Source organism: Panacagrimonas perspica (assembly GCF_004364935.1).
GTDB lineage: Bacteria > Pseudomonadota > Gammaproteobacteria > Nevskiales > Nevskiaceae > Panacagrimonas > Panacagrimonas perspica.
The window spans coordinates 2,239,446-2,265,423 of the sequence record NZ_SOBT01000008.1; the positions used below are offsets into that span (position 1 = coordinate 2,239,446).

The 25,978-nt window shown below is 65.7% G+C and carries 22 protein-coding genes; 8 read left to right on the forward strand and 14 right to left on the reverse strand.

The window, feature by feature from the left end; all coding sequences use genetic code 11:
• Positions 1-259 precede the first annotated feature (259 nt).
• A complete protein-coding gene (locus tag DFR24_RS10130; RefSeq protein WP_133881140.1) occupies positions 260-1,645 on the forward strand; it encodes a transposase in 1,386 nt (461 codons plus the stop codon).
• Positions 1,646-1,908: 263 nt separating this feature from the next.
• Here DFR24_RS10130 and DFR24_RS10135 read toward each other — a convergent pair whose 3' ends face one another.
• Entirely contained in the window at positions 1,909-3,297 is a 1,389-nt protein-coding gene (locus tag DFR24_RS10135) for a UTP--glucose-1-phosphate uridylyltransferase (protein ID WP_133881141.1), read from the reverse strand.
• Between the two features lie 294 nt (positions 3,298-3,591).
• Between DFR24_RS10135 and DFR24_RS10140 the strand changes: the two genes are divergently transcribed.
• Entirely contained in the window at positions 3,592-3,996 is a 405-nt protein-coding gene (locus DFR24_RS10140) for a YybH family protein (protein WP_133881142.1), read from the forward strand.
• Between the two features lie 96 nt (positions 3,997-4,092).
• Here DFR24_RS10140 and DFR24_RS10145 read toward each other — a convergent pair whose 3' ends face one another.
• Both DFR24_RS10145 and DFR24_RS24405 read right to left on the reverse strand, forming a co-directional pair.
• Positions 4,093-5,652 (reverse strand): AMP-binding protein, encoded by a 1,560-nt coding sequence (locus DFR24_RS10145; RefSeq protein WP_133881143.1) that lies wholly within the window; start codon positions 5,650-5,652, stop codon positions 4,093-4,095.
• Positions 5,653-5,984: 332 nt separating this feature from the next.
• The gene (locus tag DFR24_RS24405) at positions 5,985-6,176 is read right to left on the reverse strand and encodes a hypothetical protein (RefSeq protein WP_162851139.1); all 192 of its coding nucleotides are present in this window, start codon (positions 6,174-6,176) and stop codon (positions 5,985-5,987) included.
• 157 nt (positions 6,177-6,333) lie between these two features.
• Here DFR24_RS24405 and DFR24_RS10150 point away from each other — a divergent pair, with 157 nt between their 5' ends.
• Complete coding sequence (locus tag DFR24_RS10150) at positions 6,334-7,005, forward strand: lytic transglycosylase domain-containing protein (protein WP_162851140.1); 672 nt, start codon at positions 6,334-6,336, stop codon at positions 7,003-7,005.
• Positions 7,006-7,150: 145 nt separating this feature from the next.
• Here the strand turns inward: DFR24_RS10150 and DFR24_RS10155 are convergent, their stop codons facing one another.
• The 5 genes from DFR24_RS10155 to DFR24_RS10175 all read right to left on the reverse strand — a co-directional run bounded on the left by DFR24_RS10155 (position 7,151) and on the right by DFR24_RS10175 (position 11,724).
• Positions 7,151-7,858 carry a hypothetical protein gene (locus DFR24_RS10155; RefSeq protein ID WP_133881145.1) on the reverse strand — a complete coding sequence of 236 codons (708 nt, stop codon included), beginning with the start codon at positions 7,856-7,858 and terminating at the stop codon, positions 7,151-7,153.
• Positions 7,859-8,018: 160 nt separating this feature from the next.
• Positions 8,019-8,990 (reverse strand): cation diffusion facilitator family transporter, encoded by a 972-nt coding sequence (locus DFR24_RS10160; RefSeq protein ID WP_133881146.1) that lies wholly within the window; start codon positions 8,988-8,990, stop codon positions 8,019-8,021.
• 318 nt (positions 8,991-9,308) lie between these two features.
• Positions 9,309-9,884 (reverse strand): hypothetical protein, encoded by a 576-nt coding sequence (locus DFR24_RS10165; RefSeq protein ID WP_133881147.1) that lies wholly within the window; start codon positions 9,882-9,884, stop codon positions 9,309-9,311.
• Positions 9,885-10,069: 185 nt separating this feature from the next.
• A complete protein-coding gene (locus DFR24_RS10170; protein ID WP_246051581.1) occupies positions 10,070-10,594 on the reverse strand; it encodes a group I truncated hemoglobin in 525 nt (174 codons plus the stop codon).
• A 29-nt stretch (positions 10,595-10,623) separates the two neighbouring features.
• Positions 10,624-11,724: a carbon-nitrogen hydrolase family protein gene (locus DFR24_RS10175; RefSeq protein ID WP_133881149.1), complete on the reverse strand. Its 1,101-nt coding sequence runs from the start codon at positions 11,722-11,724 to the stop codon at positions 10,624-10,626.
• Positions 11,725-11,871: 147 nt separating this feature from the next.
• On the opposite strand from DFR24_RS10175, the gene DFR24_RS10180 reads away from it, so the two are divergent.
• The 3 genes from DFR24_RS10180 to DFR24_RS10190 all read left to right on the forward strand — a co-directional run bounded on the left by DFR24_RS10180 (position 11,872) and on the right by DFR24_RS10190 (position 14,250).
• Complete coding sequence (locus DFR24_RS10180; protein WP_133881150.1) at positions 11,872-12,810, forward strand: AraC-like ligand-binding domain-containing protein; 939 nt, start codon at positions 11,872-11,874, stop codon at positions 12,808-12,810.
• A gap of 73 nt (positions 12,811-12,883) precedes the next feature.
• Positions 12,884-13,228: a HopJ type III effector protein gene (locus DFR24_RS10185; protein WP_133881151.1), complete on the forward strand. Its 345-nt coding sequence runs from the start codon at positions 12,884-12,886 to the stop codon at positions 13,226-13,228.
• Positions 13,229-13,275: 47 nt separating this feature from the next.
• On the forward strand, positions 13,276-14,250 hold the full coding sequence (locus DFR24_RS10190; RefSeq protein WP_133881152.1) for a LysR family transcriptional regulator: 975 nt from the start codon (positions 13,276-13,278) through the stop codon (positions 14,248-14,250).
• On the opposite strand, the gene DFR24_RS10195 is transcribed toward DFR24_RS10190, so the two are convergent.
• From DFR24_RS10195 to DFR24_RS10210, 4 genes are all read right to left on the reverse strand, one after another.
• Complete coding sequence (locus DFR24_RS10195; protein WP_133881153.1) at positions 14,247-16,298, reverse strand: 2Fe-2S iron-sulfur cluster-binding protein; 2,052 nt, start codon at positions 16,296-16,298, stop codon at positions 14,247-14,249. The two genes, DFR24_RS10190 and DFR24_RS10195, sit on opposite strands and share 4 nt — an antisense overlap.
• A gap of 33 nt (positions 16,299-16,331) precedes the next feature.
• Positions 16,332-16,946, reverse strand: a complete 615-nt coding sequence (locus tag DFR24_RS10200; protein ID WP_133881154.1) for a glutathione S-transferase family protein — start codon at positions 16,944-16,946, stop codon at positions 16,332-16,334.
• Between the two features lie 167 nt (positions 16,947-17,113).
• The gene (locus DFR24_RS10205; protein ID WP_133881155.1) at positions 17,114-17,743 is read right to left on the reverse strand and encodes a trimeric intracellular cation channel family protein; all 630 of its coding nucleotides are present in this window, start codon (positions 17,741-17,743) and stop codon (positions 17,114-17,116) included.
• Positions 17,744-17,916: 173 nt separating this feature from the next.
• On the reverse strand, positions 17,917-18,798 hold the full coding sequence (locus tag DFR24_RS10210) for a murein L,D-transpeptidase catalytic domain-containing protein (RefSeq protein WP_133881156.1): 882 nt from the start codon (positions 18,796-18,798) through the stop codon (positions 17,917-17,919).
• A 310-nt stretch (positions 18,799-19,108) separates the two neighbouring features.
• Between DFR24_RS10210 and DFR24_RS10215 the strand changes: the two genes are divergently transcribed.
• Positions 19,109-21,685, forward strand: coding sequence for a hybrid sensor histidine kinase/response regulator (locus DFR24_RS10215; protein WP_162851141.1), 2,577 nt, complete (start codon positions 19,109-19,111; stop codon positions 21,683-21,685).
• A gap of 261 nt (positions 21,686-21,946) precedes the next feature.
• Positions 21,947-24,124 carry a catalase/peroxidase HPI gene (gene katG, locus DFR24_RS10220; RefSeq protein ID WP_133881158.1) on the forward strand — a complete coding sequence of 726 codons (2,178 nt, stop codon included), beginning with the start codon at positions 21,947-21,949 and terminating at the stop codon, positions 24,122-24,124.
• Positions 24,125-24,222: 98 nt separating this feature from the next.
• On the opposite strand, the gene DFR24_RS10225 is transcribed toward katG, so the two are convergent.
• On the reverse strand, positions 24,223-24,558 hold the full coding sequence (locus DFR24_RS10225; RefSeq protein ID WP_133881159.1) for a hypothetical protein: 336 nt from the start codon (positions 24,556-24,558) through the stop codon (positions 24,223-24,225).
• Entirely contained in the window at positions 24,555-25,763 is a 1,209-nt protein-coding gene (locus DFR24_RS10230; RefSeq protein WP_133881160.1) for an aromatic ring-hydroxylating oxygenase subunit alpha, read from the reverse strand. Before DFR24_RS10230 ends, DFR24_RS10225 begins: the two co-directional genes overlap by 4 nt.
• Between the last annotated feature and the right edge of the window lie 215 nt (positions 25,764-25,978).

Consider the following 25,978-nt stretch of genomic DNA (forward strand, 5'->3'; position numbering starts at 1 on the left):
GGGCGCCGCCCGAATGCGAAAACCAGGCCGCTTTGAGACGGTCTTGCAATGTGGTGAATGAGCGCCCCGGGCCAATTAGCAGCGCCGCTTAAGTGCCGGGAGTGAGTCTTCGCGAATGTCTGCTTCGGAGTTCCCTGGTCGCGGAGCTCGACTGTCGGCTCCGGGCTAATTCTGTTGAAAAACTCCTGCTGATTTCAGAACTGGCCTCCGGTGCTGATGTCCGATCGACGTCGAGGTTGTTCGAGGGGAGGACACGGCGATGATGGGTCAGCGATCGAGTGGTCAAGGGCGTCTGTTTTACGCATTCGATCTCGACGCACACGTTCCCGAAAACCATCTTCTTCGTGGCATTGATCGGTGCCTCGACCTTAGCGATCTGCGCACGCAGCTGGCCGATCACTACAGCAGCACCGGGCGTCCCTCGATTGATCCGGAGCTGATGATCCGGATGCTGATCGTCGGATACAGCTACGGCATCCGATCTGAGCGCCGTCTCTGCGAAGAGGTCCATCTCAATCTTGGCTACCGCTGGTTCTGCCGCCTTGGCCTGGAGGATGCGGTCCCGGATCACTCTACTTTCTCGAAGAATCGCCACGGCCGCTTTCGTGAAAGCGGCATCTTCCGCTGGGTTTTCGATGAAGTAGTCCGGCGGTGCATGGCCGCCGGCCTGGTCAAGGCCGAGGGTTTTGCCGTCGACGCCAGCATCATCGCGGCCGACGCCAATAAGCAGCGCAGCGTCCCCGGCACCGACCGTATCGATTGGTCCAGCCCAGCGCTGAGCACTCGGGCCGTGCGCGAATATCTGGAAGGTCTGGATGGCGAGGCGCTCGCCGAGGCGATGCCCAAGCGTCTCTCGCTGACCGATCCGCAGTCGAGCTGGACAGCCGCGCTTGGTGGGCCGGCATTCTTCGCGTACTCGACCAATTATCTAATCGACACCGCGCACGGCGTGATCATGGATGTGGAGGCCACGCCGGCCCACCGCACCGCAGAGGTCGAGTCCACCAAGGCCATGGTCGAGCGCGTCGAAGCGCGATTCGCCATCACGCCCGAGCGACTCATCGGCGACATGGCCTATGGAAACGCGCCGATGCTCGCCTGGATGGTGGACGAGAAGGAGATCGAGCCGCACGTGCCGGTATGGGACAAAACCCAGCGCCAGGACGGCACTCTCTCCAGCACGGACTTTCAGTGGGATGACGACGCCAACGAATACCGTTGCCCGGAAGGCCACTCGCTACGCATCGAGCGACGACCCTTCAAGAAGGCTCGTACGCACATCACCAAGCTCAACTCAATCATCTATCGGTCGAGCCAGCACGATTGCCAGCACTGCCCTCGGAAAATGCAGTGCTGCCCAAAGACGCCGATCCGCAAGATCGCGCGCAGCATTCACGAGCATGCTCGTGATGTCGCGCGGCGGATCAGGACGACACCGGAATACGCGCGGTCGCGTCGCCTGCGCAAGAAGGTCGAGATGCTCTTCGCCCACCTCAAACGCATTCTGAAAGTCACACGCTTGCGGCTACGTGGGCTGAGCGGCGCGAGCGATGAATTCACGCTGGCGGCGACTGCACAGAACCTGCGTCGCCTCGCGATGCTGACGCATGGCCCGCCCAGTCGCAGGATAGCCACGCCTGCGTGATGCAAATGCAGGTGTAGCGAGGGGAATGACGGGCTAGAGGCCCGAAGAAAACCCATGCCCGACCACTTTTCATCGCGAAAAAGCCCAACGCGACGCATCAATCCCGCAGGCGCAGTGCGTTTTTCAACGGAATTGGCTGCATTGCGCCGGTCACGAACGCTGACAAATCGAGTAGCCCGCCAAGTCCGCAGCCGGGCCATGCCCGCCCCCTCCTGGACATCGCCCCACCCGCGCGTGGATCTGCGGGTCATCCCGACACCGCCTTACAGGCGAATCAGTCCGCGGTAGATGCCGGGCTCCATCGTCTTGCGCCCTGGCGAGGGATTCTCGACGGTCACATCACCCTCGAACACGACGCCGGAGCCGAAGGCGACGAGGCCCGAGACCTTGAGGCTGCGGCAGTTCTTCAACGACGGCGCGCCGGCCGCGAGTGCGGCGTCGAGCTGATCGACGAGCTTGTAATGGTCGTCGAGCTCGACTCTCGGCGGCACGCCGCCGCAGCTCGCGACGAGGCACACGGTGCCGTCCTCGCGGACCTCGTAGGCATCGGAGCGCAGCGTGAGCAGGTCGGCGGTGGTCTTCACCGGCGCGAAGCGCGAGCGCGGCACGGCGATGGCCGCGGCATCGTCGAAGCACTCGATCGCGGCGCCCATCGCGGATTCGAGCTGGTAGACGGGCGTGGATTTCTTGTCGCGGGGATCGACGGTCTTCTTGTTCTGGATGACCGGCAGCGGAAGGAAACCGCCGGAGGTCGCGAGCACCTCGGCGAGCCTGTCGAGGCGAAGCCAGAGGTTGTTCGTGTTGAAGAAGCGATGTTTCGTGATGTCCTGGAACGCGTCCAGGTCCTCGTCGGGACACTGCGCCGACTCGCGCAGCAGCAACTTGCCCTCGCGCAAGGCCAGGTGACCGCCCTTGCGATCGGACGGCGTGCGCGCAGTGACCTCCATCGCAAACGGCGCGCCGGATTGCGCGAACCACTCGAGGAGCCTGGGATCCAGCGTCGCGCCGAGATTGTCGGAGTTCGAGACGAACAGGTACTTCACGCCGGCCGCGAGCAGGCGATCCAGCGCGCCGGAACCGGCGAGCACGGGATACAGATCGCCGTGGCCCGGCGGGCACCACTCGTTGTCGGGACTCGTCGGTGACGAAGCCGGCGTCAGCGTGGAGATGGCGATCTTCGGCGTCTTGTTCTGCAGCAGTTCGATGGAGTCCGCGCTGCCGAGTTCGGGATGCCTAGCGAGGAACGCGCGTGTGTCGTCACTGGTGCTGAAACTGTTCATCAGCAGGAAGCGGACGTTCGCGCCGCTGGTCGCACGAAAATGGAGGATCTGCTGCGCGGTGAGATCGAGGAACGTGACGCCAGGGCGCACCTCGAGCAGGGACTTGGCCTTCTCCAGACCCATGCTCGTGCCGAGGCCGCCGTTCAATTTCAGGATCGCGGCCTGTGCGAGCAGCGAGGCGATCCGGCCTGCCCCGGGCTCGGGCAGGTCGTCGGCACTGGGCAGCGACTCCACCGGCGCGATCACCTGCTCGGACAGGAACGCCGTCTGCTTCGCAACAAGCTGCGCGTAGGCGCGCTCGAACGCCTTGATGGCCGGCTCGTTGACGCCGGCGGCTTCCATCTTCTGACGGAACGATTCGATTGCGCTCATTCTTCGCGAGGTGTCTGAAAGGTTTTGCAGCCCGGATTCTCGTTGAAGAATACCTGCTGCGGCCGCCCCGGCACGTTCCGCCGCGAGACCCGATGGCCTTGCACGGGCTCCAGCAAGAACGAGCGCCATCTGCAGCCTGCACGAAGTCCGCGGACCTGCGGCCCATCGTTGAACCGGAATGCCGGGCTACGCCGGATTCGGACCCGCGCTCCTTGCTACCTGCAGCGAGGGCTGTACACGGCCTGCCCGATAGGGCACAACGTTCATCTCACGAAAGTACAGGGACGAGATCCGATGCCCGATTCGAAAAAGCCCACCCCGTCAAAGACCCCGGAAGGCATCGTCGATGCGCTGCTGGCGCACTTCAACACGATGGATGTCGACGTGATGCTCGGACTTTTCGGCCCCAACGCGATTTCGGTGACAGCGCAGGGCGAGTGCCTGCGCGGCCGGCAGGCGATCAAGGAAGAAATGGAGCGCTTCTACAGCCTGCAGCTTCCGCTCCAGGCCGTTTCCCGTCATGTCTTCGTGGCGGGCGATATCGCGTCGGTGATTCTCGACTGGAGCATCGCGGGAAAATCGGCGGCGGGCGACGAGGTTCGCGTGGGCGGTTCTGCGAACGACGTCTATCAGCGCTGCGCGGACGGTTGCTGGCGGATCCTGATCGACAATCCTCTGGGCACGCAGATCCGTCAGTAGGCGGTGTCGCGTATCGAGAGACGGCCGGGCCGCGGGTCCCTCGATACGCCCGGCCCTGCGTTGGTGGCGTGGAAGATCGATCGCCGGCCCGGCTGATCAGATCTTCCGGCTTTGCCCCGCCCAATAGCTGTCACGCAGTTCGCGTTTGAGCACCTTGCCGTTCGGGCTGCGCGGAATGGCGTCGATGAAATCCACCGACTTGGGCGTGCGCAGGCTGCCGAGTTCCTTCTTGCACAGCGCCAGCAGTTCGGCCTCGGTGACGCTCATGCCGCGGTTGAGTTCCACCACCGCCTTCACCGACTCGCCCCAATCCGCATCGGGCACGCCGACCACCGCGCATTCCTGCACCGCGGGGTGCGCCCACAGCACCTGCTCGATCTCCTGCGGATAGATGTTGAAGCCGCCGGAAATGATCATGTCCTTCTTGCGGTCGCAGATGTGCACGCGGCCGGCCGGATCCTTGAAGCCGATGTCGCCGGTGTGCAGCCAGCCGTCGATGATCGTGTTCGCGGTGATGTCGGGCTTCTTGTAATAGCCGCTCATCATCAGACCGCCCTTGACGCAGATCTCGCCGCGCTCGCCGTCAGCGACCTCGCGGTTGTCGTCGTCCAGGATCCGCACCTGCATGAGGGGCGTCGGGTAGCCGCAGCTCGCCAGGCGCTCGTCGGAACCGATGCTGCCGTCCGGTTCGAAATGATCCTTCGGCGACAGGTAGGTGCACAGCGCAGGCGCTTCGGCCTGGCCGAACACCTGCGCCATGACCGGACCGAACACACGCAGCGCCTGCTTGAGCTTCTCCACCGACATCGGTGCGGCCGCGTAGACGAAGTAGCGCAGCGTCTCGAGCTTGCGCGTCTCGACGCCGGGCACGTCGAGCATGCGGTAGATCACCGTGGGCGGCAGGAAGAATTCGGTGATGGCCTCGCGCTCGATCGAGTCGAGCATCTCCACCGGATCCGCCTTGGCCAGGATCACCACGTGCCCGCCACGGATCAGCGTCGGCAGCGAGAAGATGCCGGCCGCGTGCGTCAGCGGTGCCGCCGCCAGGGTCACCGGCAGTTCGGTCGGCAGGTACGGGAAGCAGTACATGTACGTCGACGCGAAGGTGTCGAGCGAACGGTTCGACAGCGACACGCCCTTGGAGCGGCCGGTCGTACCCCCGGTCGGCATGATCATCGCCAGGTCCTCCGCCTCGATCGGCACCTCCAGCGGCGTGTCGTCCACATCGGCGAGCCACTGTTCCAGCGAGGGCGCGTTGGGCAGTTCGGCGTCCAGGCACACGAAGGCCTTCACGCCCGGCAGGCTCGGGCGCAGTTCGTCGATGACGGCAGCGAAGCTGCGCTGGTAGATCACGACCTTGCACTCGAAGAAATCGAGCTGGTACTGGATATCGTCGGGCGAGAGCTTGGGATTGGCGGGCACCCAGGTGACGCCCGCGCGCGAGAATCCGAACAGGCAGACGAACGCGTGGATGTCGTTGACGGACAGCACCGAGGCGTGGTCGCCGCGGCCCAGGCCCAGCGAGCGGAACTTGTTGCCGATGCGATGGCTCAGCGACTGCACGTCGCGGTAGCGCATTTTCAGCTCGCCCATCTGCAGGCAGAGCGCGTCGGGGTTGCGGCGTGCGCCGTGGTCAAGGTAACGAACGAAGCTCATGGTCTGGGTACGTTGATGGCCAGGCGTCCGGCGCCCGGCGCGTGAAGGGAGGCCGTCACGCTGTTTTTGCCATACGGCCCCGTCATCGTCGATCTGGCGTGCGCCCGCCTTGCCAACGGACCGGATGCAGCGCCCGGGGCCGTCCATAGGTTCGCGTAGCCCGGGTGAAACCCGGGATCCCCTCGTGTTGCGACAGGAACCCCGGGTTTCACCCGGGCTACGGTGAACCCGCCAACATCGCGACGGCCGCCAACGTAGCCCGGGCGAAGCCCGGGGTTGCGCTCCGTATGCGAAGGGAATCCCGGGCTACGGTCGCAGGCGTCGTTGCGGCGTCAGTTCTTCAGATAGAAGTACGCGATCTGCGCCGCGACCAGCACCGCGACGATGACGTACATCCAGGTCACGATCGTGGGACCGCGTGGCGGTGGGGCCGGCGGAAACTCTCCCGGCTTGACGCTGCCGGGCTTGGCGCCCCAGTCCTCCTCGTCATCCCAACCCGGCTTGTTCGGTTCGGACTTCTTCATTGCTCATGCTCCGCCATTGGGGGTACCCGAAGGTACCGGGTTGGTCGCCGGACCGATCGCCGGTCCAGTTGGCAGGCTGCGCCCGTCGGCTTGCGCCTTGCTTAAGTCATCGTCGGATGACAGCCTGCTACGGGTCTGGGGCGTTGTACCTATTTCGATGCCGAAAGCGCGGATTCCGGGAATCCTGCTGCTGATTGCGATGGTGGCCATGCTGCTGCCGGTCTCCGCGCGCGTCGCTGCCGCCGAGATCTACGTCTTCAAGCAGAGCGATGGCACGCGCCTGTACACCGACCAGAAGAAGCGCGCGAAGGGTCTGACCTACATCAGCACCTTCGGCCGGCCGACGGCGTACAGCTCCTGCGGACGGCTGACCCGCGCGGCGCTCAAGCAACGTGGTGACAGCTACGACGCGCTGATCGCCAAGCACGCCGCGGCGCAGGACGTGCCGCCAGAGCTGGTGCGGGCGGTGATGCATGTCGAGTCCTGCTTCGACCGTCGCGCCGTGTCCCAGGTCGGCGCACGCGGGCTGATGCAGCTCATGCCGGATACCGCGTCCCAGCTCGGCGTGAAGGACAGCTTCGATGCCGGCCAGAACATCGCTGGCGGCGTCCGCTACCTGCGCATGATGCGCAACCGGTATCCGAGCGACTGGAGGCTGGTGCTGGCCGCCTACAACGCCGGCCCCGGCGCGGTCGACAAGCACAACGGCATTCCGCCGTATCCCGAGACGCAAGGCTACGTGAAGAAGGTGATGGCGCTGTACGCCAAGAGCCTGAAGCCGCCGCCGGCAAAAGCGGTCGAAAGCGTCGCGAGCGCCGATCTGCCCTGAGCTTGGGTTTCGAGCAGCAGTTCACGGCACCCGTAGCCCGGGCGAAGCCCGGGGTTCCCCTCGCCAACCGAGCGCAGCCTCGGGCTTCGCCCGGGCTACGGTGACGGAGCCACCGTAGCAAGGCGCGTTAGCCGCTGGCGCTTGATCAGCACGCACCCGCGCGATCGATGGGAATTTCCTCCGACACCCGGGCCGATGCGGCATTCACGTATTGCAGCTTGAGCTTTCCATCGGAGCCGAACACGGCGTTGGCGATGGTGCCGCCATGGGCGAACACCCTCGCCTGCGACCAGCTCCGCTTGATGCGGCACGTGGATGCGACGCCTTCGCGCACGCCAATCGGAAACACCTCGATCTCCCGTCGTTCCGCGTTGGCGACCGCCACGCGCATGCGAATCCCGTCCGTTGCGAGCACGCCGCGGTAAGGCGCCGAGACGCCCATTCGCGGGTTGTAGAACCAGGTCGTTCGGCACGCGTCGCCGCAGCTGAAATCGACGGCGCCGGTGTCGAGATTCACCCAGTGGATGTTGGGTCCCGCGGGATACGCGCGCGGACCGATCTGAACCGCCGAGCGCCCGGTCTTTGCCGAGACGTCGCACGCGCGCCTCTGGCCATCACATCGGGACAGGATGCTGACCTTGCCGTTGGGCGAGACGCTCTCGAAAGTCTTCGAGCGGATCTCCTGTGCGGCAGCGAAGCCGGGGGCGAACATCAGCAACAGGGCGGCTACCGGAAAACGAAAGGCACGATGCGCTCGCGGAGTATCCATTCCGATCTGACAGGGATCCGTCGAATTCGTTGCGTAGAAGATCGAGGTCAGCGCGCCGACGATGCCGAGGCGCAGATGACCCATGGTTTGCGGGCTCCGGCGGGAAATCGAGGTACGCGCGGAAGGGATGATCGCGGCGTGAACGGGTTCGTGCGCGGAGCGCACCCTACGCGGATCCCGCAATCGTAGGGTGCGCTTCGCGCACCTCCTCATCAGACGAGGCGGCGCGACGAGCGAGCCGGACTCATCCGGATTCGCGCGATTCTTGCGGTTGCCCGAAGCGCCGGCGAACGCTTGCCTGGTAAGCCGGGCCGCTCTCTGGCTTGACGAACAAGGCGACGACCTCGGGATGGCGCTCGCGGATCCTGAGATCGAGCGTGTGCACCCGTTCCTCGATTTCGGAAGCACGGATGTCGTCAGCAAACTCCAGGCTGAGTGCAGCGACGATCTGATTGGGTGCGAGTTGAATGGTGAGCAGCCCATTGGCCGAGAAGATCGGACGCTGTTCTTCCGCGATGCGCATGATCGAAGCGCTGAGGCGGCGATCGGCACGCTCGCCGATCAGCAGGCTCTTGCTCTCGCGTGCGAGCAGAGCGGCGGTGCCGGCCAGCACCAACCCGATCAGGATCGAGGCGATGCCGTCGAATACCGGCGCATCGAGCGTGGTGGCCGCGAAGATGCCGAGCGCGGCGATCGCGATGCCCAGCAGCGCCGCGCTGTCCTCGAACAGCACCATGAACGACGGCGGATCCTTGCTGTGGCGGAAGGCCTCGTAGTAGCCGAGCGAGCCTTTCGCAGCCTTGAACTGGCGCAACGCGACCCACCACGACGCGCCTTCGAACAGGAAGCAAAAGCCCAGGACCACGTAACTCACCAGCGGGTCACTGATCGGCTGCGGGTGACGGATGTGAGAAATGCCCTGGTAGAGCGATACGCCCGCACCGAGCGCGAAGACCAGCACCGCGACGACGAAGCTCCAGAAATACAGCTCGCGGCCGTAGCCGAGCGGATGCTCGGGATCGGCCTGGCGCATCGATCGGCGCATGCCGTACAGCAGCAGGATCTCGTTGCCGGTATCGACGAAGGAATGTACTGCCTCGCTGAGCATCGCCGAACTACCCGTCCAGACGGCGGCAACGGTCTTGGTAGCCGCGACCAGCAAGTTGCCGGCCAGTGCCGCGTACACGCTCAGGCGTGTGGAGGGAGGCGTTGCCATGGATGTGCTTCGGTGGCGATCTCTGATCCCATCCTAGGCCACAAACTCCCGGCGCCGGGCCAGCGAGCGGCGCCGCAGCAAACCGCGCTCCGCTGCGACTTCTGGTACTTGCGAAGCACCCATGCCGGCGAGAACGAACCACGACCACCGCGCGACCTTCTCGGCGGCCGCCGAGAAGCGGCCCTCCCGGGCACTACGGCGAGTGAGCAGCCTCGGCACCCGGCATCCGCCCACGCCAACTCGTGGGCGCGGCACGCTTGGCGACAGCGCGACTCTCCGTTTCCCTGAACCCGATCGCGCGTGAACCCGCCAGGACGATCAGTCCTTCGAGCCCGCCAGGCGCACGGTGTATTCACCCAGGATCGTCGTCGTCCCCTTCATCGTGCTGGCGTCCACCTCGGTGAACTGGACGCGCACCACGCCGGGCGTGCCGTCCGGGAAGTCGCTGCCCGGAATGCTGGGACGAATCTGCGTGCTGACGATGCCGCTGCCCGGCGCGGATTCAGCCAGCGGCGCGAAGGCCTGCGCGTCGCTCTCGCTGCAATCGCGGAGCAGGGTGACGCTCATGGTCAGGGACTTCGAGGCCGCCTGATCCCACTTGAAACCAATGTCCGTCCCGAAGTCGAAGCGCTGTCCTTTCTCGAACTGCGGAGCCAGACCCGGAGCGCTGGTGAAGAGATCGTGCGCCTTCTGATAGGCCTCGATCTGCTCGGGCGGCAGCAGCTTGCAGCGGCTGTTGCTCATGTCTGGTGTGAGGCTGCCGTCCGTTGCAGGCGCTTGCGCGGATGCCGCGGGAGCCGTGCTTGCCGTCTCGGACTTGTTGCAGGCGCCCAGCGAGGCTGCGGCGATGAGGGTGAGCGACGAGAGCAGCGCGACGCGAAAACGTGACGGCATGATGGACGTGTCCGGCGGGATCGGTCCCACGAAACTAGCATGGGCTTCGAGCCCGCCGCGATGTCAGCCACCGTCTCCGCGTCATGGTTCGGGTCCGCCCGGGCGCAGGGAGCCGGCGTCGCCATCCATGCAGGCCCGATCATCGCCGTTCGCCGATGCCTCCTCGGCGCATCGACCCCGGCCCCTCAATCGTCCGATCCACGATCAGCCCCGACCCGCGAGGCTGCCCGCGGCTCCGGCCAGATCACCCCGGCGGTTCTCATGCCCTTCGTGATGTCCATTTCCGGGTGCGCGAGCACCACGTCGCGATAGGACGGACTGCCGACGACTGCCGGCTTGTACTTCTCGAACGTCGCGTTGATCTGGGCCTGCAGATCAGGCGGAACGCCAAACTCGGCGTAGCACGCCTCGAGGCAATCGAACATCGCTTTCCAGTGCACCTCGGTAAGTCCCATCCCGCGGTGCGTGGTGACCATATCCCGGCCGCGGTAGCGGACGTTGCCGCCCCATTGCTCGGACAGGAAGTCCACGAAATTGATGTGCTCCTTGAAGAACGTCGATTCGGACATGTGGCTCCAGATGTGCCCGATCGCCGGATGCGCCATCGCTTTTCTCAGCGCAGCGGCCGCGAACTGATAGATGGCGTCGTAACCCCCCAGTCGCGTGTAGAGGGAAGGCGTCGGGTTCAGGCCCTGCGGTTCTTCGTTCACGAACATTCTCCTCGAAGCAGTCGATGCGATCAGGCCTGATCCGGCTCGCGACGCGCGGCATCCGCGCTGTCAGGAGCTGACGGCAGGGACCGGCCCGGGGCCGTTGTCCTGGCGCCTTGAGCGGCTCTCGTCGCAGAGGCCTCCGCGCCACCCTGGGCGTTTGCGTTGTCGACCCACGAAACCACGCGATCGCCCGGCGTCTTGTTGAGCAGCAGGCGTGTGACGTCCGGCCTGGCGTAGTGCCCGACGGGATCCGCGGCGTGCTTGGCCAGCGAGATCGTCCCGAGATCGATGTCGGCGAGCACGAGGCCTTCTTCGTCCGGCGCGAGCGACGTCCCCAGCTCCGCGCCGTCGGGTCCGTAGATCCGCGCGTACCCGCCACCGGGACGCAGCAACTGCCGCTGCAGCTCGTCGGTGCACAGCATCGCGTGCATCTGCGGCGACACCACGGCGCAGGGCGCGACGACGAAGCACTGGCCTTCCGCGGCATAGACCCGGCTGGCCGCCGTGTTGACCTCGGGTCCCAGCGCGTGCGCCTTGCCCGGATAGATCGAGAAGCTCGGCCAGGCGCCGATGTGGATCTGCTCGTTCTGCGAATACAGCGCGTACTTCGACAGCGGCTGCAGATGCTCCCAGCAGTTGAGCATGCCGACGTTGCCGACCGACGTTTGCACCACGTGCAGATCGCTGCCGTCGCCATCGCCGAACACCGTGCGCTCGACGTGCGTCGGGCGCAGCTTGCGCCGCGTCATCTGCGTGCGTCCTTCGGCGTCGATCAGGGCCTGGGCGATGTAGAGGCTGCCGCCGGCCCGCTCGCTGTAGCCGAGCGCCAGCCAGATCTTCAGCGACCTGGCGGCGTCGGCCAAGCGCTTGAACTCGTCGGATCCCACCACCAGCGAATGGTCGAAGTAGCGCTGCACGTACTGCATGCCCAGCGCCGGCGGATTCAGCCAGATCCACCAGGGGTAGCCCGGGATCCAGGTTTCGGGAAACGCGACCAGCTGGGCGCCTTGCTTCGACGCCTGCTCCATCAGGGCGATGGTCTTGTCGATCGTCCCGTCGAGATCGAGAAACTCGGGAACGGCCTGCACGGCAGCGACACGCAGGCGGGGATGGTTCGGGGCGGGCATCGTGGGAATCCGTCAGTGGAGGGACCCAAGGTCCACGGCATGGCGGGACCAAAGGGCTTTGGATATGTTGTGCCCGGGGCCGCGGCGTTTCCTGCTTGAAACGGAAGTGGCCTTGATCCAGGCGGCAGTCACGACGTGGAGATTCCGATGCAGTCGATCCTGACGACCGAGAACGTTCCTCCTCGGCGCCGAGCGGAATACTGGGAAGAAATGGTGTCGCAGGAATTCGTGCCAGCGCGTTGCGTGCCGGCGGCGCGATCGATGTTCGACGCCCGGATCCGGTCGCTGGATCTCGACGCACTCACGCTCTGCGACGTTCGCAGCCACGGCACCGACGTGCTGCGGACGCCCGGGCACATCTCCAAAGCCGACACGCCGTACTTTCTGGTGAGCCTGCAGGTGGAGGGCGTCGGCCAGCTGGTCCAAGCGGGCCGTTCGGTGATCCTCCGTCCCGGCGACATGGCGCTGTACGACACCTCGCGGACGTACGAGCTGCACTTCGGCGGCGCGCAACGTCAGCTGGTCCTGAGAATTCCTCGCGCGGACCTGATCGCCCGGGGTCCCAGCGTCGAGTCCCTCGTCTGCATCGGCATTCCCAATGCCGCGCCGGCCGCGCGGCTGGCGGCGGACATGACGCGAAATCTCGCAGCACTGGATGCGTTTCCATCGCCGCGCGCCCGGCTCTCGCTGGCGTCGACGTTGATCGATCTCGTGCTGGATGGCCTGCTGGCCCTGGATGGCCAACCGTCGACGCCGACGACATCGACCCGCTTGGCGGACGCCCAGCGCATCGCACTGAAGCATCTCGCCGACCCCGCGTTCTCCGTCGCGACATGGGCGCAGACCATGGGTATTTCGGAGCGCTACCTGCGGCTGCTGTTCGCGCCCTCGTCCCGATCGCCTGCGCAGTACCTCTGGGGACAACGTCTCGAGCGTGCCGCCTCCGAACTTCGCGCACCGGGCAGCCGTCGCCGGTCGATCACCGACATCGCGCTGGGATGCGGCTTCAGTGACAGCGCCCATTTCAGCCACGCTTTCCGCACGGCGTACGGAATGAGCCCGCGGGACTACCGCGCGTCGAACTGACGAGCCCGGGCGCAGACACGGCCGATGGGGTGCGCCCCTTAAACTGGGCGCTCCTTTCGAATCCTGCCCCGAAATGTCCCTGCCCGATTTCCTCCGACGCCTGCGCGATACGCCCGATCAGATCGAATTCGCCGACACCATCGCGGCCATCGAAGCGGGCTACGACTACACGCCGACGGCCTTTCGCAACGGCGAGGTCCACAACGCCGCCGGCCAGAACGGCGGCTCCTGCAAGATCTTTGCGTTCGCGAAGATGCAGGGCCTGGACGAGAACACGACCCTCGCGTGCTTCGGTCGCTACTACCATGACGATGTCCTGAAACATCCGGACGCGAGCGACCATCAGAACATCCGCAACTTCATGCGCACGGGCTGGAGCGGCGTCGCGTTCGAAGGGGACGCGCTCCGCCTGCGTTGAGTTCGACGCGCCGCTGCGGTTAACGGCCCAGGAAAATCGGAGCAGCCATGGATCGACTCGACGCAATGCGGACCTTCGTGCACATCGTCGACCACAACGGCTTCGCGGCAGCGGCACGCAAGCTGGGACAGTCGCCGGCGACGGTGACGCGTTCGATCGCGGCGCTCGAGCAGCACTTCGGCGTGCGGCTGCTCCAGCGCACGACCCGGTCGGTGCGCGTGACGGAAGCCGGGCATCGATTCCTCGAAGCGAGCCGGCGCATCCTGGCGGACATCGCCGACACCGAGAGCATGATGTCCGGCGAACGGGCCACACCTCGCGGAACCCTCGCCGTGACGGCGCCGGTCCTGTTCGGCCGCCTCCACGTGCTCCCTCATGTCGATCGCTATCTCGCGAGCTATCCCGAGATGCAGGTCCGTCTCCTGTTGCTGGATCGCGTCATCAACCTCATCGACGAAGGCATCGACGTGGCGGTACGCATCGGCCAGATGCCGGAGTCGAACCTGATCGCGGTGACGGTCGGCGAGGTTCGACGCGTGGTCTGCGCCAGCCCGCAGTATTTGAGCGACCGGGGGCCGATCCGGGATCCTGCCGATCTGCAGAAGCACGATTGCATCGCCGTCACGCCGCTCGTGCCTCACGAAAGCTGGTCGTTCGCGGGCGGAAAGAATACGTCGGCCACGCGGCACGTGCGGATCCAGCCGCGGCTGACCATCAACTCTCCCGAAGCGGGGATCGCTTCCTGCCTGAGAGGATCGGGCGTCGTGCGGGTGCTGTCGTACCAGGTCGCCGACGAGGTTGCGTCCGGCAGGCTGAAGATCGTCCTCGGATCCTTCGAGCCCCCGGCCGTGCCCGTGCAGGTCGTGTTTCCGGAGGCACGGATGGCGGCGGCCAAGACCCGGACGTTTCTCGACATCCTGCTGCCCGCCCTGCGCAGCAAGCTGCTGCCGCGACCGGCCGAGGCCAGGCGCGCGCCGGTGCGACGCCGCGCGAAAGCCCAGCGAGAAGAAGAACGGCGCTAGACGTCCAGGCGCACGCGCTCCGGACTGGATGCCGAAGGGACGGCGCAGCACAGCAGGACCTCACCCGGGGCCAGCTTCGCCGAGATGGGTTTGAGGTAGGCGACCTCGCCTTCGAGCAGGCGCGTCCTGCACGAGCCGCAGCTTCCGGCGCGGCAGGAAAACTCCGGCGCAAGGCCGCGGCTTTCGGCGAGTTCGAGCAGCGATCCGCCTCCGGGTGTCCATCGGGCTTCCTTGCCGGACTTCTCGAACACGATGGGCACCGGAGTCGTCGATGGCGTTCCGAGTTCGGGCGCCGACCCGGCGTCGGGCGTGCGCACGATGCCGGCAGGACCAAACGCTTCGGCATGGATGCGACGGTCCGAGACGTTCAGCGTGCGCAGACCGTCGTACAGATCCTGCGAGAACTGCGCAGGACCGCAGACGTAGAAGTCGTAGTCGTCGAACGGCAGGCGGTTCTTCAGAAGCGCCACGTCGATCCGGCCCACATGCTCCTGCGCAGCCGCGCCGGCCGCATGGCTCAGCACGCGGACGAGCGAGACGGCGCCGCCGGCCTCGTCGACGAGCGCGGACAGTTCCCGATCGAACGCGCGGTCCTGCAGCGTGCGCGTCGCATAGAAGACATGGGTCTTGCGCACGCGACGGGTTCTCAGGCCCTCGTACACCACGTGCCGCAGCATCGCGAGGATCGGCGTGATGCCGATGCCCGCCGCAAGAAGAACCGCCGGCCGACGCTCCTTCGCGTCGATCGTGAAGAGGCCGTCGGGCGCCTTGGCTTCCAGCTCGTCGCCGACGCGCAGCCCATGCAGATGCGTGGACATCTGGCCGATCCGCTTCACCGAGATGCGATAGGTCCCGTCCGAGGGCGCGCTGGACAGGGTGTAGCTGCGCAGCGTCGGTGTCTCGGAATTCGGAAGCTGCAACCGGATCGGCAGGAACTGTCCCGCCTCGTGACGCGGCAGGCCGATGCCGTCCGACGGCTCCAGCTGCAGCGAACGGATTCCGTCGGCCTCGTCGACGATTCCGGCAACCCGGAAAGGCCGCCAGCGATGGGCCAGCTCTGCAGCACGCAGACGCTCGGCGGTCTCGTTCCAGTTGCCGGTCATCAGCGAATTCGGAGACCAGCCATCGCGCTGAAACTGCCAGCGCAGCGGCAGCGCCGCACGGCGCAGCAGGATCCTGCGCGGCTTGAGCTTCCACAGCCTCTCGGCGCCCTGGAACGCTTCGGTCTCCGGCGAATCGAGAAGAACGTCGGTGTCGCCGGTGATCTGCAGCAGGTCTCCGGTCTCGAAGTCCACGAAGACCAGGCCGGCACGCGGATTGACCAGCATGTTCCCCAGCGTGTTGAAGAACAGGTTGCCGGCGAAGTCGGGGATCGTGAGCACGCCCTGCCCGTCGACTCTGACGAATCCTGCCCTGCCACCGCGATGCGAAACGTCGACCTGCTTTCGGCCCTGCGCGTCGACGACATACGAGGCGACGAAGAAGGTGTCCGCCGACGTCACCATCTCCAGCGCGCGCCCGTCGAGCTGCTCGAAGGATTCGACGGTGCCGTCCGCCTCGGCGGGCGGGACGAAACGAAAGTCCCGAAGCTGGATGTATTGCGGGCAGTTGCCATAACTCTGCCCGACCTCGATATCGAATCCGCTTGCATCGGCACCGCGCCGGATCACGCCGTTGAGGCGGTTGCGCCGGCGCGAATGGAGTTCGATTCCCAGAAGTCCGATCGAAGCCCCGTCGTGTAGACCCGCTTCGGCCGGATCATCGGGGTCACGGCCCAGCGCCGCGTGCAATCGCGACGGATCCGGTGACTGCAGGAAGCCCGGCGGCGCGGCCCGCAGCGTCGCCCATACCTCTGCGTCGGGATCCACGGCTCCGAGGACGATGAACGGGAGCTGCGGATAGAACTGGCGGTGCTGCTCGATCAGGTGATCGCGAACGACGCGCTTGCCGAGCTCCTGCATGCGCTCGGCGACGCCGACGCTGCGCTGCATCGTGATTTCGCCCGCGTGCCAGGGCGAAACCGGTGTACGAGCCTGCTCTTCGATCATGATCGCCAACTCCCTGTGTCACGCCAGCGCCGGTCAGTCCGACAGCCCGACCGTGCTCTTCTGAAACGCCACGAACCCGGGAAGCCCTTCGATCCGACGAAGCCAGGCATTCACCTCGTGGTACGCCGACAGATCGACATTGCCCTCGGGCGCACTCGAGATGTAGCTGTACAGCGACACGTCGGCAATGGTCGGGACCTCGCCGAGAATGAACGAGCGCCCGCTCAACTCCGTGTCGATCAGCTTCAGGACCTGATGCGCACGAGCGATCACCTCGGCGGCATTCAGCTTGGCGCCGAACAGCGTGATCAGGCGCGCCGCGCCGGGGCCGAACGCAATCTGCCCGGCGGCGACGGAGAGCCAGCGCTCGACGGCCGCGGCGCCGACCGGCGTTTCGGGCAGCCAGCGATGCTGCGCGTCGTACTTCTTCGCGAGGTAGACCAGGATCGCATTGGAGTCGGCGATCACGGTGCCGGCGTCGTCGAGGACCGGCACCTGCCCGAAGCGATTCAGCGCCAGGAACGCGGGGCTCTTCTGGGCGCCAGCCATCAGGTCGACCAGTTCCAGCTCGTGATCGAGCTGGAGCAGCGACAGCAGCAGTCTTGCGCGGTGCGAATGGCCCGACAGCGGATGGTGGTAAAGCTTCATCGATATTCTCCTGGTGATCGGGGCCGAAGGTTTCGGCATGGCCCGGGCTGCTCTCGGAGAAGATTGTTGAAGATCGGGTCGCCCGCGAGAATCACCGTGATATCAACTTCAGCGTTTCTGTTTCGTCAATAATCGAAACGTGACGAGCAGGCCCCGGACGGACCCGCCTAGGCTTCGGGATCCTTCGGTCCCGGCAGGTTGAACACCGGCAGCGTCAGATTGAACGCGATCGATCCGAACCGCATGACGGCGACGGTCGCCATGCCCGCTGCAGCAGCGACGCCGCCGCTCACGCCGAGCCCAAGCAGGATCACGAGCAGGCTGCAGCCGGCGATCGACGCCGTCGCATAGATGTGCCCCTTGCGGAGAATCATCGGGATCTCGTTGCACAGCACGTCGCGAAGCACCCCACCGAACGCACCGGTGATCGTGCCCATGACGACCGCGATGAGGGCCCCCTGCCCCGTGCCCAGCGCGATGCGCGCGCCGGCGACGCTGAACAACGCCAGGCCCAGAGCGTCCGCCACCATCAGGAAGCGCTCCGGCGGCCGCGCGAAACGCACGTAGGGGATCGTCAGCAAGGCCGCGATCCCGGTCACGATGATGAACTCGGGCCGCGCGATCCAGAACACCGTGCGGTCCAGCATCAGATCGCGCAGCGTGCCGCCGCCGGTGGCCGTCACCATCGCGATCACCACCACGCCCAGCAGATCCAGGGATTTGCGCCCCGCTGCGAGCGCACCCGACACCGCGAACACCGCGACTCCCGCCATCTCGATGGCGACGGACAGCGTCATGGCGCGCGATCCGACCATCGGTGCAGGCGACCACCCTCGACGAGCGCCGCCGCGATCGGGCTCGAGGGTTCAGCAGACAGATCTTCCGGAGGCATCGACGTCGAGGATCGGGGGTGTCGCCAAATCTACCATCGCCCCCACGTCCGGCATCGACGAACCACCGGACGTTCGACCTACCCGCGATACGAGGAGTGATAGGCGAACACGAACGACCCGCCCTTGATCGCATTCACCAGCTGCGGATTGACGTCGGGGTTCGTGGCGAAGCAACCCCAGCTGTTGCCGACCGAGCCCTTCGGCTTCTGGTTGACGTAGTCGGCGCCGTGGAACAGCACACCACGCTCCAGCGTACGGCCGTTGACGCCGGGCTCCAGGCCGATCAGCTTCATCGCTGGCTTGCCCTGGAGATTGCCGAGATTGCTGCTGTGCGTGCCGAGCGTCACGAACGCGCCGAGCGAGCTGAAGCGGTTGCCGTCCTCGAAGCGGCTCGCGATCTCGCCCTGGCGATCGATCGGATGGCCTTCGGCATTCTTCGGGCCGCCGCCGTGGGCGACCCAGGTGCGGAACAGCGGCGTTCGCGCCGACAGGTCGACCGTCCACAGGCGCTCCGTCTTGTTGCTCTTGCGGAAATCGACCACGGTGATCAGGTTCCAGCGCGTCAATTTGGGATGGATCGAGTGGCGCATCAGCGACATCATCGCGGCGCTCCACAGGTCGGTGGGGATGTCGCTCACAGGTCCCTGCAGAAGATTCTTGAGCGCCAGTGCATTGCACTTGATGACGCCGAACGGGTCAGGCATGTCTTCCATCAGCTTGCCGATGGTCTTCTTGCCGACGTCGATCTTGCCGTCGGGATTGTTGAAGCCCATGACGAGCCGCTGGAAATCCTCGATGTAGGGGATGGTGACCGCAGGATTGCCATCCACCGCCAGCACCTTGCGTGCACCCAGGCGGTTGGCCGCCACATAGGCGTTGAGGCGGGTCTGGACCAGCATCACGTCGTCGCGATTGTTCTGCGCGGACTTTCCTACGGAAGCCTTGATCGAGGTTGCCATGGCGTCGTTCCTGTCGGTGTGGAAGGCCCCTTGCCTTCGTCTGGAATCAGACTAGAGGACGTCGGTGTCCCGCCTGTTTCGCGACGCTGAAACATGAAGTCAGCCGATGTCAGCGTCGTTCCGTCCCGTCGGCGCGAGCAGCGGACGCGAGGCGGGGCGCGAGCTGTCCGAAGGCGACGAAGCATTCGCGATCCGCAGCGTTCGCCCCCTTGGGCTGACGGCCGTGGGATCGTATTCTTGGGCTAGCGCACATGAACGCCTCTTCAACCCGCTCGCCGCACTCGCCAGCCCGGTCCCGGGAGTCGGGTCGATGAGCGACATGCACGGATCTGGGCTCACCCAGACCAAAGAGGCGTTCCTCGACGAGCTCGATTCGCGGTTGCGGGTGCTGAACGACCCTCACGAGGTTCACCGGATTGCTGCGCACGCGCTCGGCGTGCGGCTGAATGTCGATCGCTGCCTGTACGCGGTGATGCTCGACGACGACGATTCGTTCGACGTCATCGGCAATTACCACCTTGCAGCGCCGACGATCGTCGGCCGTCATCGGCTGAGCGGGTTCGGCACCTCGGTGGTCGAGGCGATGCGCCAGGGTCAGCCCTGGAGTGTCGACAATGTCGGTGACGACGAGCGCCTGAGCGAGGTCTTCCGCGAGACGTTCCGGACGATCTCCGCTGCGGCCGGCATGTGCGCGCCGCTGTGGCGCGACGGGCAGTTCGTGGCCTTCATGGCCGTCCATTCCGTCACCCCGCGTCGATGGAGTGCCGAGGAAATGGGGCTGCTCGTGGCAGTGGCCAATCGCTGCTGGGAATCCATCGAGCGCGCCCGCGCCGAGAGGGCGGCCCGCGCGAGAGAAAATCGATTCCGCGCACTGGTCGAGGATTCTTCGCAGATCCTGTGGATCGCAGGGCTCAACGGCCAGATCGTCGAGGACTCGCCTTCGTGGCGCGCCTTCACCGGCCAGTCCTACGAGGAGTTCTGCGGCTCGGGATGGACCGCCGCGATCCATCCCGAGGATTTCCCGGACGTCATGGCCAGGACGCTCGAAGGGGTGGCCAGGCAGCAGGGCGTCGATCTCGAATTCCGCTTGCGCAGGGCGTCGGGGGACTGGGCCTGGGTTTCCGAGCAGATCCGCCCGGTGCGTGATCCCGATGGAACGCTGCAGGAATGGGTCGGCCTGATCACCGACGTTTCGGCGCGCAAGAACAACGAGCGCGGCCAGGTCCTGCTGCTCCAGCTCGACGATTCGATCCGGCCGATGACGCAGCCCGAAGCCATCGCGGGCGAAGGCACGCGGTTGCTGTGCGAGTTCCTCCAAGTCGAGCGATCGGCTTATCTGGACGTTGCAGCCGATCAGAACACCGGCACTCCGCTACGCGACTACGCGCCGCAGATGCCTGCGCTCGGCGCCGGCACTCCGCTACGCGACTACGCGCCGCAGATGCCTGCGCTCGGCGGCGTGCATTTCATGGACGACTACGGAAAGGTCTTCGCCGACGACATGCGCTCGGGACGTCCGCACGTCCTGGACGACGTGGCGCGCGCTTCGCTGGAGCCGGCGGTACGCCAGCGTTATGCGGCGCTCGGCATCGGCGCGATGATCAACATCCCGCTGCGCAAGGACGGGCGGGTCGTGGCGATCATGGGCGTCTACCAAGCCGCGCCCCGGGCCTGGACCGCGACCGAGCGCGACCTGGTGCTGGCCGTGGTGAACCGGTGCTGGGAATCGATCGAACGCGCGAGGATCACGCGTGAGCTGCGTGAAGCCGATCAGCGCAAGGACCAGTTCCTGGCAACGCTCGCCCACGAGCTGCGCAATCCGCTGGCGCCGCTTCAGAACGCACTGATGATTGCGCGCGATGCACGATCCACGCTGCCGCCGGGCCGCCTGTTCGATCTGATGGACCGGCAGATCCAGCAGCTCGTGCGCCTGGTCGACGACCTGCTCGACATCTCCCGCATCAGCCGCGGCGCCATCGAGCTGAAACCCGAGACACTGCCGCTCGACCAGATTCTCAACACGGCCATCGAGACCGCCAAGCCGGCCATCGCACTCGCCGAACATCATCTGGACATCGAATCCGCAGGTGCCCTGTACGTGCGGGGCGACTCGGTGAGACTGACCCAGATCTTCGCCAACCTGCTCAACAATGCCGCCAAGTACACGCCGCCCCGCGGTCACATCCGGGTTTCGGTCCAGACCCTGAACGACACCGTGGCGGTCTCCGTACGCGACGACGGCATCGGCATCGCCAAGGACATGCAGCAACGCGTCTTCGACATGTTCACGCAGGTTTCACAGAGCCGAGGTCATCTGCAGGGCGGTCTGGGCATCGGGCTTTCGCTGGTGCGCAATCTCGTCCAGCTGCACGGCGGTTCCATCGAAGTGTTCAGCGACGGAAACAACCTGGGCAGCGAGTTCGTCGTCACCCTGCCGCTGGTGGCCGCCAATCGCACGCTGCCCGCCGAGGCCGAGGACGCTGTCCGTCTGCAAGGCCTGCGGCTCCTGGTGGTCGACGACAATCGCGATTCGGCGGATAGCGTCGGGGTGCTGCTGCGCATGATGGGAGCGGACGTGACGGTCTGCTATTCCCCGCTCAAAGCGCTGGCGCTCATCGGCGGTGCCCGGCCCGATCTCGCCTTTCTCGACATCGGCATGCCCGAGATGGACGGCTATGCGCTGGCCCGCGAAATTCGGGCGCTTCCCGCCTTTCACACGATGCAACTCGTGGCGCTCACGGGGTGGGGACAGGAGGGCGATCGCCGTCGGTCGCGCGAAGCGGGCTTCGATCACCATCTGACGAAGCCCGTCGACATGGGCGAGCTGGAGCGGGTGCTCGCGCCCTGGCTGTCCGTTTCGGGAGAGGCGGCGCCTCCGACACGCTGAGGGTCGCGGCCCCGCGTCTGGCGCAGAGCGTCCCGAGGCAGGCCGGGGGCTCGAAGGATCCGAGGACGATCTTCAGCCTGCCGGACGCAAGAATCCGGCGGTGGGTGAAACGGGAACCGGGCGTCGACCCGAGGCGGCTGCAGTCTCGTCGCGATAGCCGGAGACGATTCCCCCCATTCGAGCAAACAACTCCCATAAACCCGTCCACACAGGCTACTGTTCGGAGGCCCTGCGAATCCCGCGCCTTGAACGGAGGATGACGTGTCCGACGAATCGAAATGCCCTGTTGCTCATGGCCCGCGCCGACGCGCGCGCACGAATACGGACTGGTGGCCCGATCAGCTCAACCTGAAGATCCTGCACCAGCATTCATCGCTGTCCGATCCGATGGAAAAAGGCTTCGACTACGCCAAGGCGTTCAAGTCGCTCGATCTGGATGCGGTGGTCAAGGATCTGCATGCCTTGATGAAGGATTCGCAGGACTGGTGGCCCGCCGACTACGGCCATTACGGGCCGTTCTTCATCCGCATGGCCTGGCACAGCGCCGGTACTTATCGCATCGCCGACGGCCGCGGCGGATCGGGCTATGGAACACAACGCTTCGCGCCGCTGAACAGCTGGCCCGACAACGGCAATCTCGACAAGGCGCGACGGCTGCTGTGGCCGATCAAGAAGAAGTACGGCCGCAAGATCTCCTGGGCGGACCTGATGATCCTCACCGGCAACGTCGCGCTGGAGTCGATGGGCTTCAAGACCTTCGGCTTCGCCGGCGGCCGCGACGACGTGTGGGAACCCGGCGAGGACATCGACTGGGGCACCGAAGGCACGTGGCTGGGCGACGAGCGCTACAGCGGCGATCGCGAACTCGCGGGTCCGCTGGGCGCCGTGCAGATGGGCCTGATCTACGTCAATCCGGAAGGCCCGAACGGCAAGCCGGATCCGCTGGCGTCGGCACGCGACATCCGCGAGACCTTCCATCGCATGGCGATGAACGACGAGGAGACCGTCGCGCTCGTCGCCGGCGGACACACGTTCGGCAAGTGCCACGGTGCGGGCGACCCCAAGCACGTGGGCGCCGAACCGGAAGGCAGCGCCATCGAGCACCAGGGCTTCGGCTGGATCAACAGCCTCGAATCCGGAATGGCGGGCCACACGATCACCAGCGGCCTCGAAGGGGCATGGACCGAGCATCCCACGCGCTGGGACAACGGCTACTTCGACGTGCTGTTCAAGTACGAGTGGGAACTGACCAAGAGCCCGGCCGGTGCACACCAATGGAAGCCCAGGGGCAGCAGCGGCGACGGCACCGTGCCCGATGCCCACGATCCGGCGAAGAAGCACGCGCCGATGATGACCACCGCGGACCTCGCGCTGCGCATGGATCCCGCGTACGAGAAGATTTCGCGACGCTTTCACCAGAATCCGCAGGAACTCGCCGACGCGTTTGCGAAGGCCTGGTACAAGCTGACCCATCGCGACATGGGACCGTTGCCGCGCTATCTCGGCAAGCTGGTGCCCAGGGAAATCCAGCTCTGGCAGGACCCGCTGCCGGCTGCCGATCACGAACCGATCGGCGATGCGGATATCGCGGCCCTGAAGGCGAAGATCCTGGCGAGCGGACTGACGATCCCGCAACTGGTGACCACGGCCTGGGCCTCGGCCTCCACGTTCCGCGGGTCCGACAAGCGCGGCGGCGCCAACGGCGCACGCATCCGCCTCGCACCGCAGAAGGACTGGGAGGTGAACCAGCCGGCAGAACTGGCGAAGGTGTTGCAGTCGCTCGAATCGATCAAGAAGGATTTCGATGCGACGGGCGGAAAGAAGAAGGTCTCGCTGGCCGACCTGATCGTGCTCGGCGGTTGCGCCGCCGTCGAAGAGGCCGCGAAGAAGGGCGGGCACAGCGTCAAGGTTCCGTTCTCACCAGGGCGGACGGATGCGTCGCAGGATCAGACGGACGTGGAGTCGTTCGCCGTGCTCGAGCCCACCGCCGATGCATTCCGCAACTATCTGCGCGGCGGCGACAGCCGTTCCGCCGAAGAGCGGATGGTCGACAAGGCGCAGCTGCTCACGCTCACCGCGCCAGAGATGTCGGTCCTGCTCGGCGGCCTGCGCGTGCTGGGCGCCAATGCCGGCCAGTCGAAGCACGGCGTGCTGACGCAGCGTCCGGGCATGCTGACGAACGACTTCTTCGCCAACCTGATCGACATGGAGACGCAGTGGAAGCCGGCCGCCACGGACGGCGTCTACGAGGGGCGTGATCGCAAGACCGGCAAGATCAAGTGGACGGGCACGCGCGTCGATCTGATCTTCGGCTCCAACTCGCAGCTTCGGGCGCTGGCCGAGGTCTACGCGGCGGATGATGCGAAGGAGGCGTTCGTGAAGGACTTCGTCGCCGTCTGGGCCAAGGTGATGAACCTGGACCGCTTCGATCTTCGCTGAGAAGCGGTAGGAAACCGATCGGCTGGCGGGTTCGCAAGGAGGCTGCCGCGAACCCCCAGCCGATCACGCAGGCGCTGCACGTATCGGAACGAAGATCCTCAGAACGAGCCGCCTATCGTGCGCGCCTCGAACCTCGACACTTCGCAGGCATTGGGAACGGTGACCTGCCCGTAGTTCTCGACGGCGAGCGCCGCTTCGACGAAAGACAGCATCAGCAACAGCAAGGTGCGCGAGGGAGCCGGCAGCTGTTCGAGCCGATGATCCTTCAGGTGATCCAGCGCTGCCTCGGTCGTCGGGAACGCCGCGTCGTAGAACGCCTTCACGTCTTCGAACCGGCTGGTAGCCCGGCGTGCCGCGCGTTCGGGCTCGGTTTCCAGCGCCCATCCGAGAAACGGCTCGAGGTGCTCGAACCCTGCCGGCAGCACGGTGCTCATGCCGCCTCCCGGATCTTGCGATCGATCACTTCCAGGCTGTGGACGATCGCCATCTCGTTCTTCTGCACGTAGTACCAGGGCTTCACGCCCGCGGCGATGCCCGCGTGGTTCTTCTCCACCAGCTTGCAGTCCTCGAGCAGGACGTCGCGCAGCAACACCTTCTGATACTCCTGCACCCATCGCTGCGCGGCGTTCTCCGGTTGCTGGAAATAGATCTTCATCTCGAAGCGCGTGCGATCCACCGCCAGCGGCCAGAACGTGTAGCCGTAGTACGCACCGAGCAGGCCATTGCCTTCCGACGGATCGATGAAGAAATTCGGAAAGATGACGTCGATGTCCTGCATCCAGATGCTGGAGCGCTGCGGATTCACGCCACGCGGAAGGCGGTCGGCGCCGCGAGGCAGATGCCGCAGCGTGGCGAGTGCAGTGGGAGGCAGCGGGGTTTCCGGATTCGCCGAGATGCTCAGACGCGTGTGATCCCCCAGCAAGGCCACGCTGAGCGGACGCCCGTAGGGATTGGCCGGCCAGTTCGCGACGTTCTTCAGCGTGCGCCGATGCACCGTCGCCACGTGATAGATCTCCTGGAAGGCGTCCTTCACCAGCTTCCAGTTCGCGTTCAGCTCGGTGGTCCAGGTGTAGCAATTCTTCGAGAACCGATCGAACGGATATCCGGCGAGCGATTCCCCCATCTCGCCCAGGAATTCCTTCAGCGTCTGCCGGGGCTCGGGGTCCAGGTGGACGAAGATGAACCCCTCCCACTGGTCCACCGCAAGCCGGCTGAGCGCGACCTGCTTGCGGTCCAGCAACGGAAACGACTCTTCGTCCGGAATGTGCCGGACCGCACCGTTGAGTTCGTAGACCCAGGCGTGGTACGGACAGGTCAGCGCTCCGCCGCAGGTCCCCGATTTCTCCCAGAGCAGCTGCTGTCCACGATGGGAGCAGACGTTGTGGACGGCATTGAGCGCGCCCTTTGCGTCCCGCGTGATCACCACCGACGGCGCGATGCCCGGCAACTCCTTCACGATGTACGAACCGGCCGTGGGCAGCTGCTCGATCCGCCCGACGTTGAGCCAGGACTTGCGAAAGACGTGTTCGATCTCGTTCTTGAAGCGTTCCGTCGACAGATAGACCTGCGCGTCGATGCGAAACGAATGCCCGTCCGTGGAGGGGAACAGGGGCGCGTTCAAGGGGGCGTTCATGTTCATCGACGCGTGCTCTCCGGACACGGGATGTGCGCCGGACTGTAGCGCGCGGATGCAGGCTCGATCCGGGGGGTTGGGCGACTCGATTCAGGGACGGCGATGGATGGGGCCTGCCGCGCGCCGTGAAGCGATCGCCTAGGCTGCGCCCGGGCTACGGATTGCCTTCGGCCTGGAAGCGAGAACGGCCATCGCAAAAGACGCAAAGAACAAACAAGAAA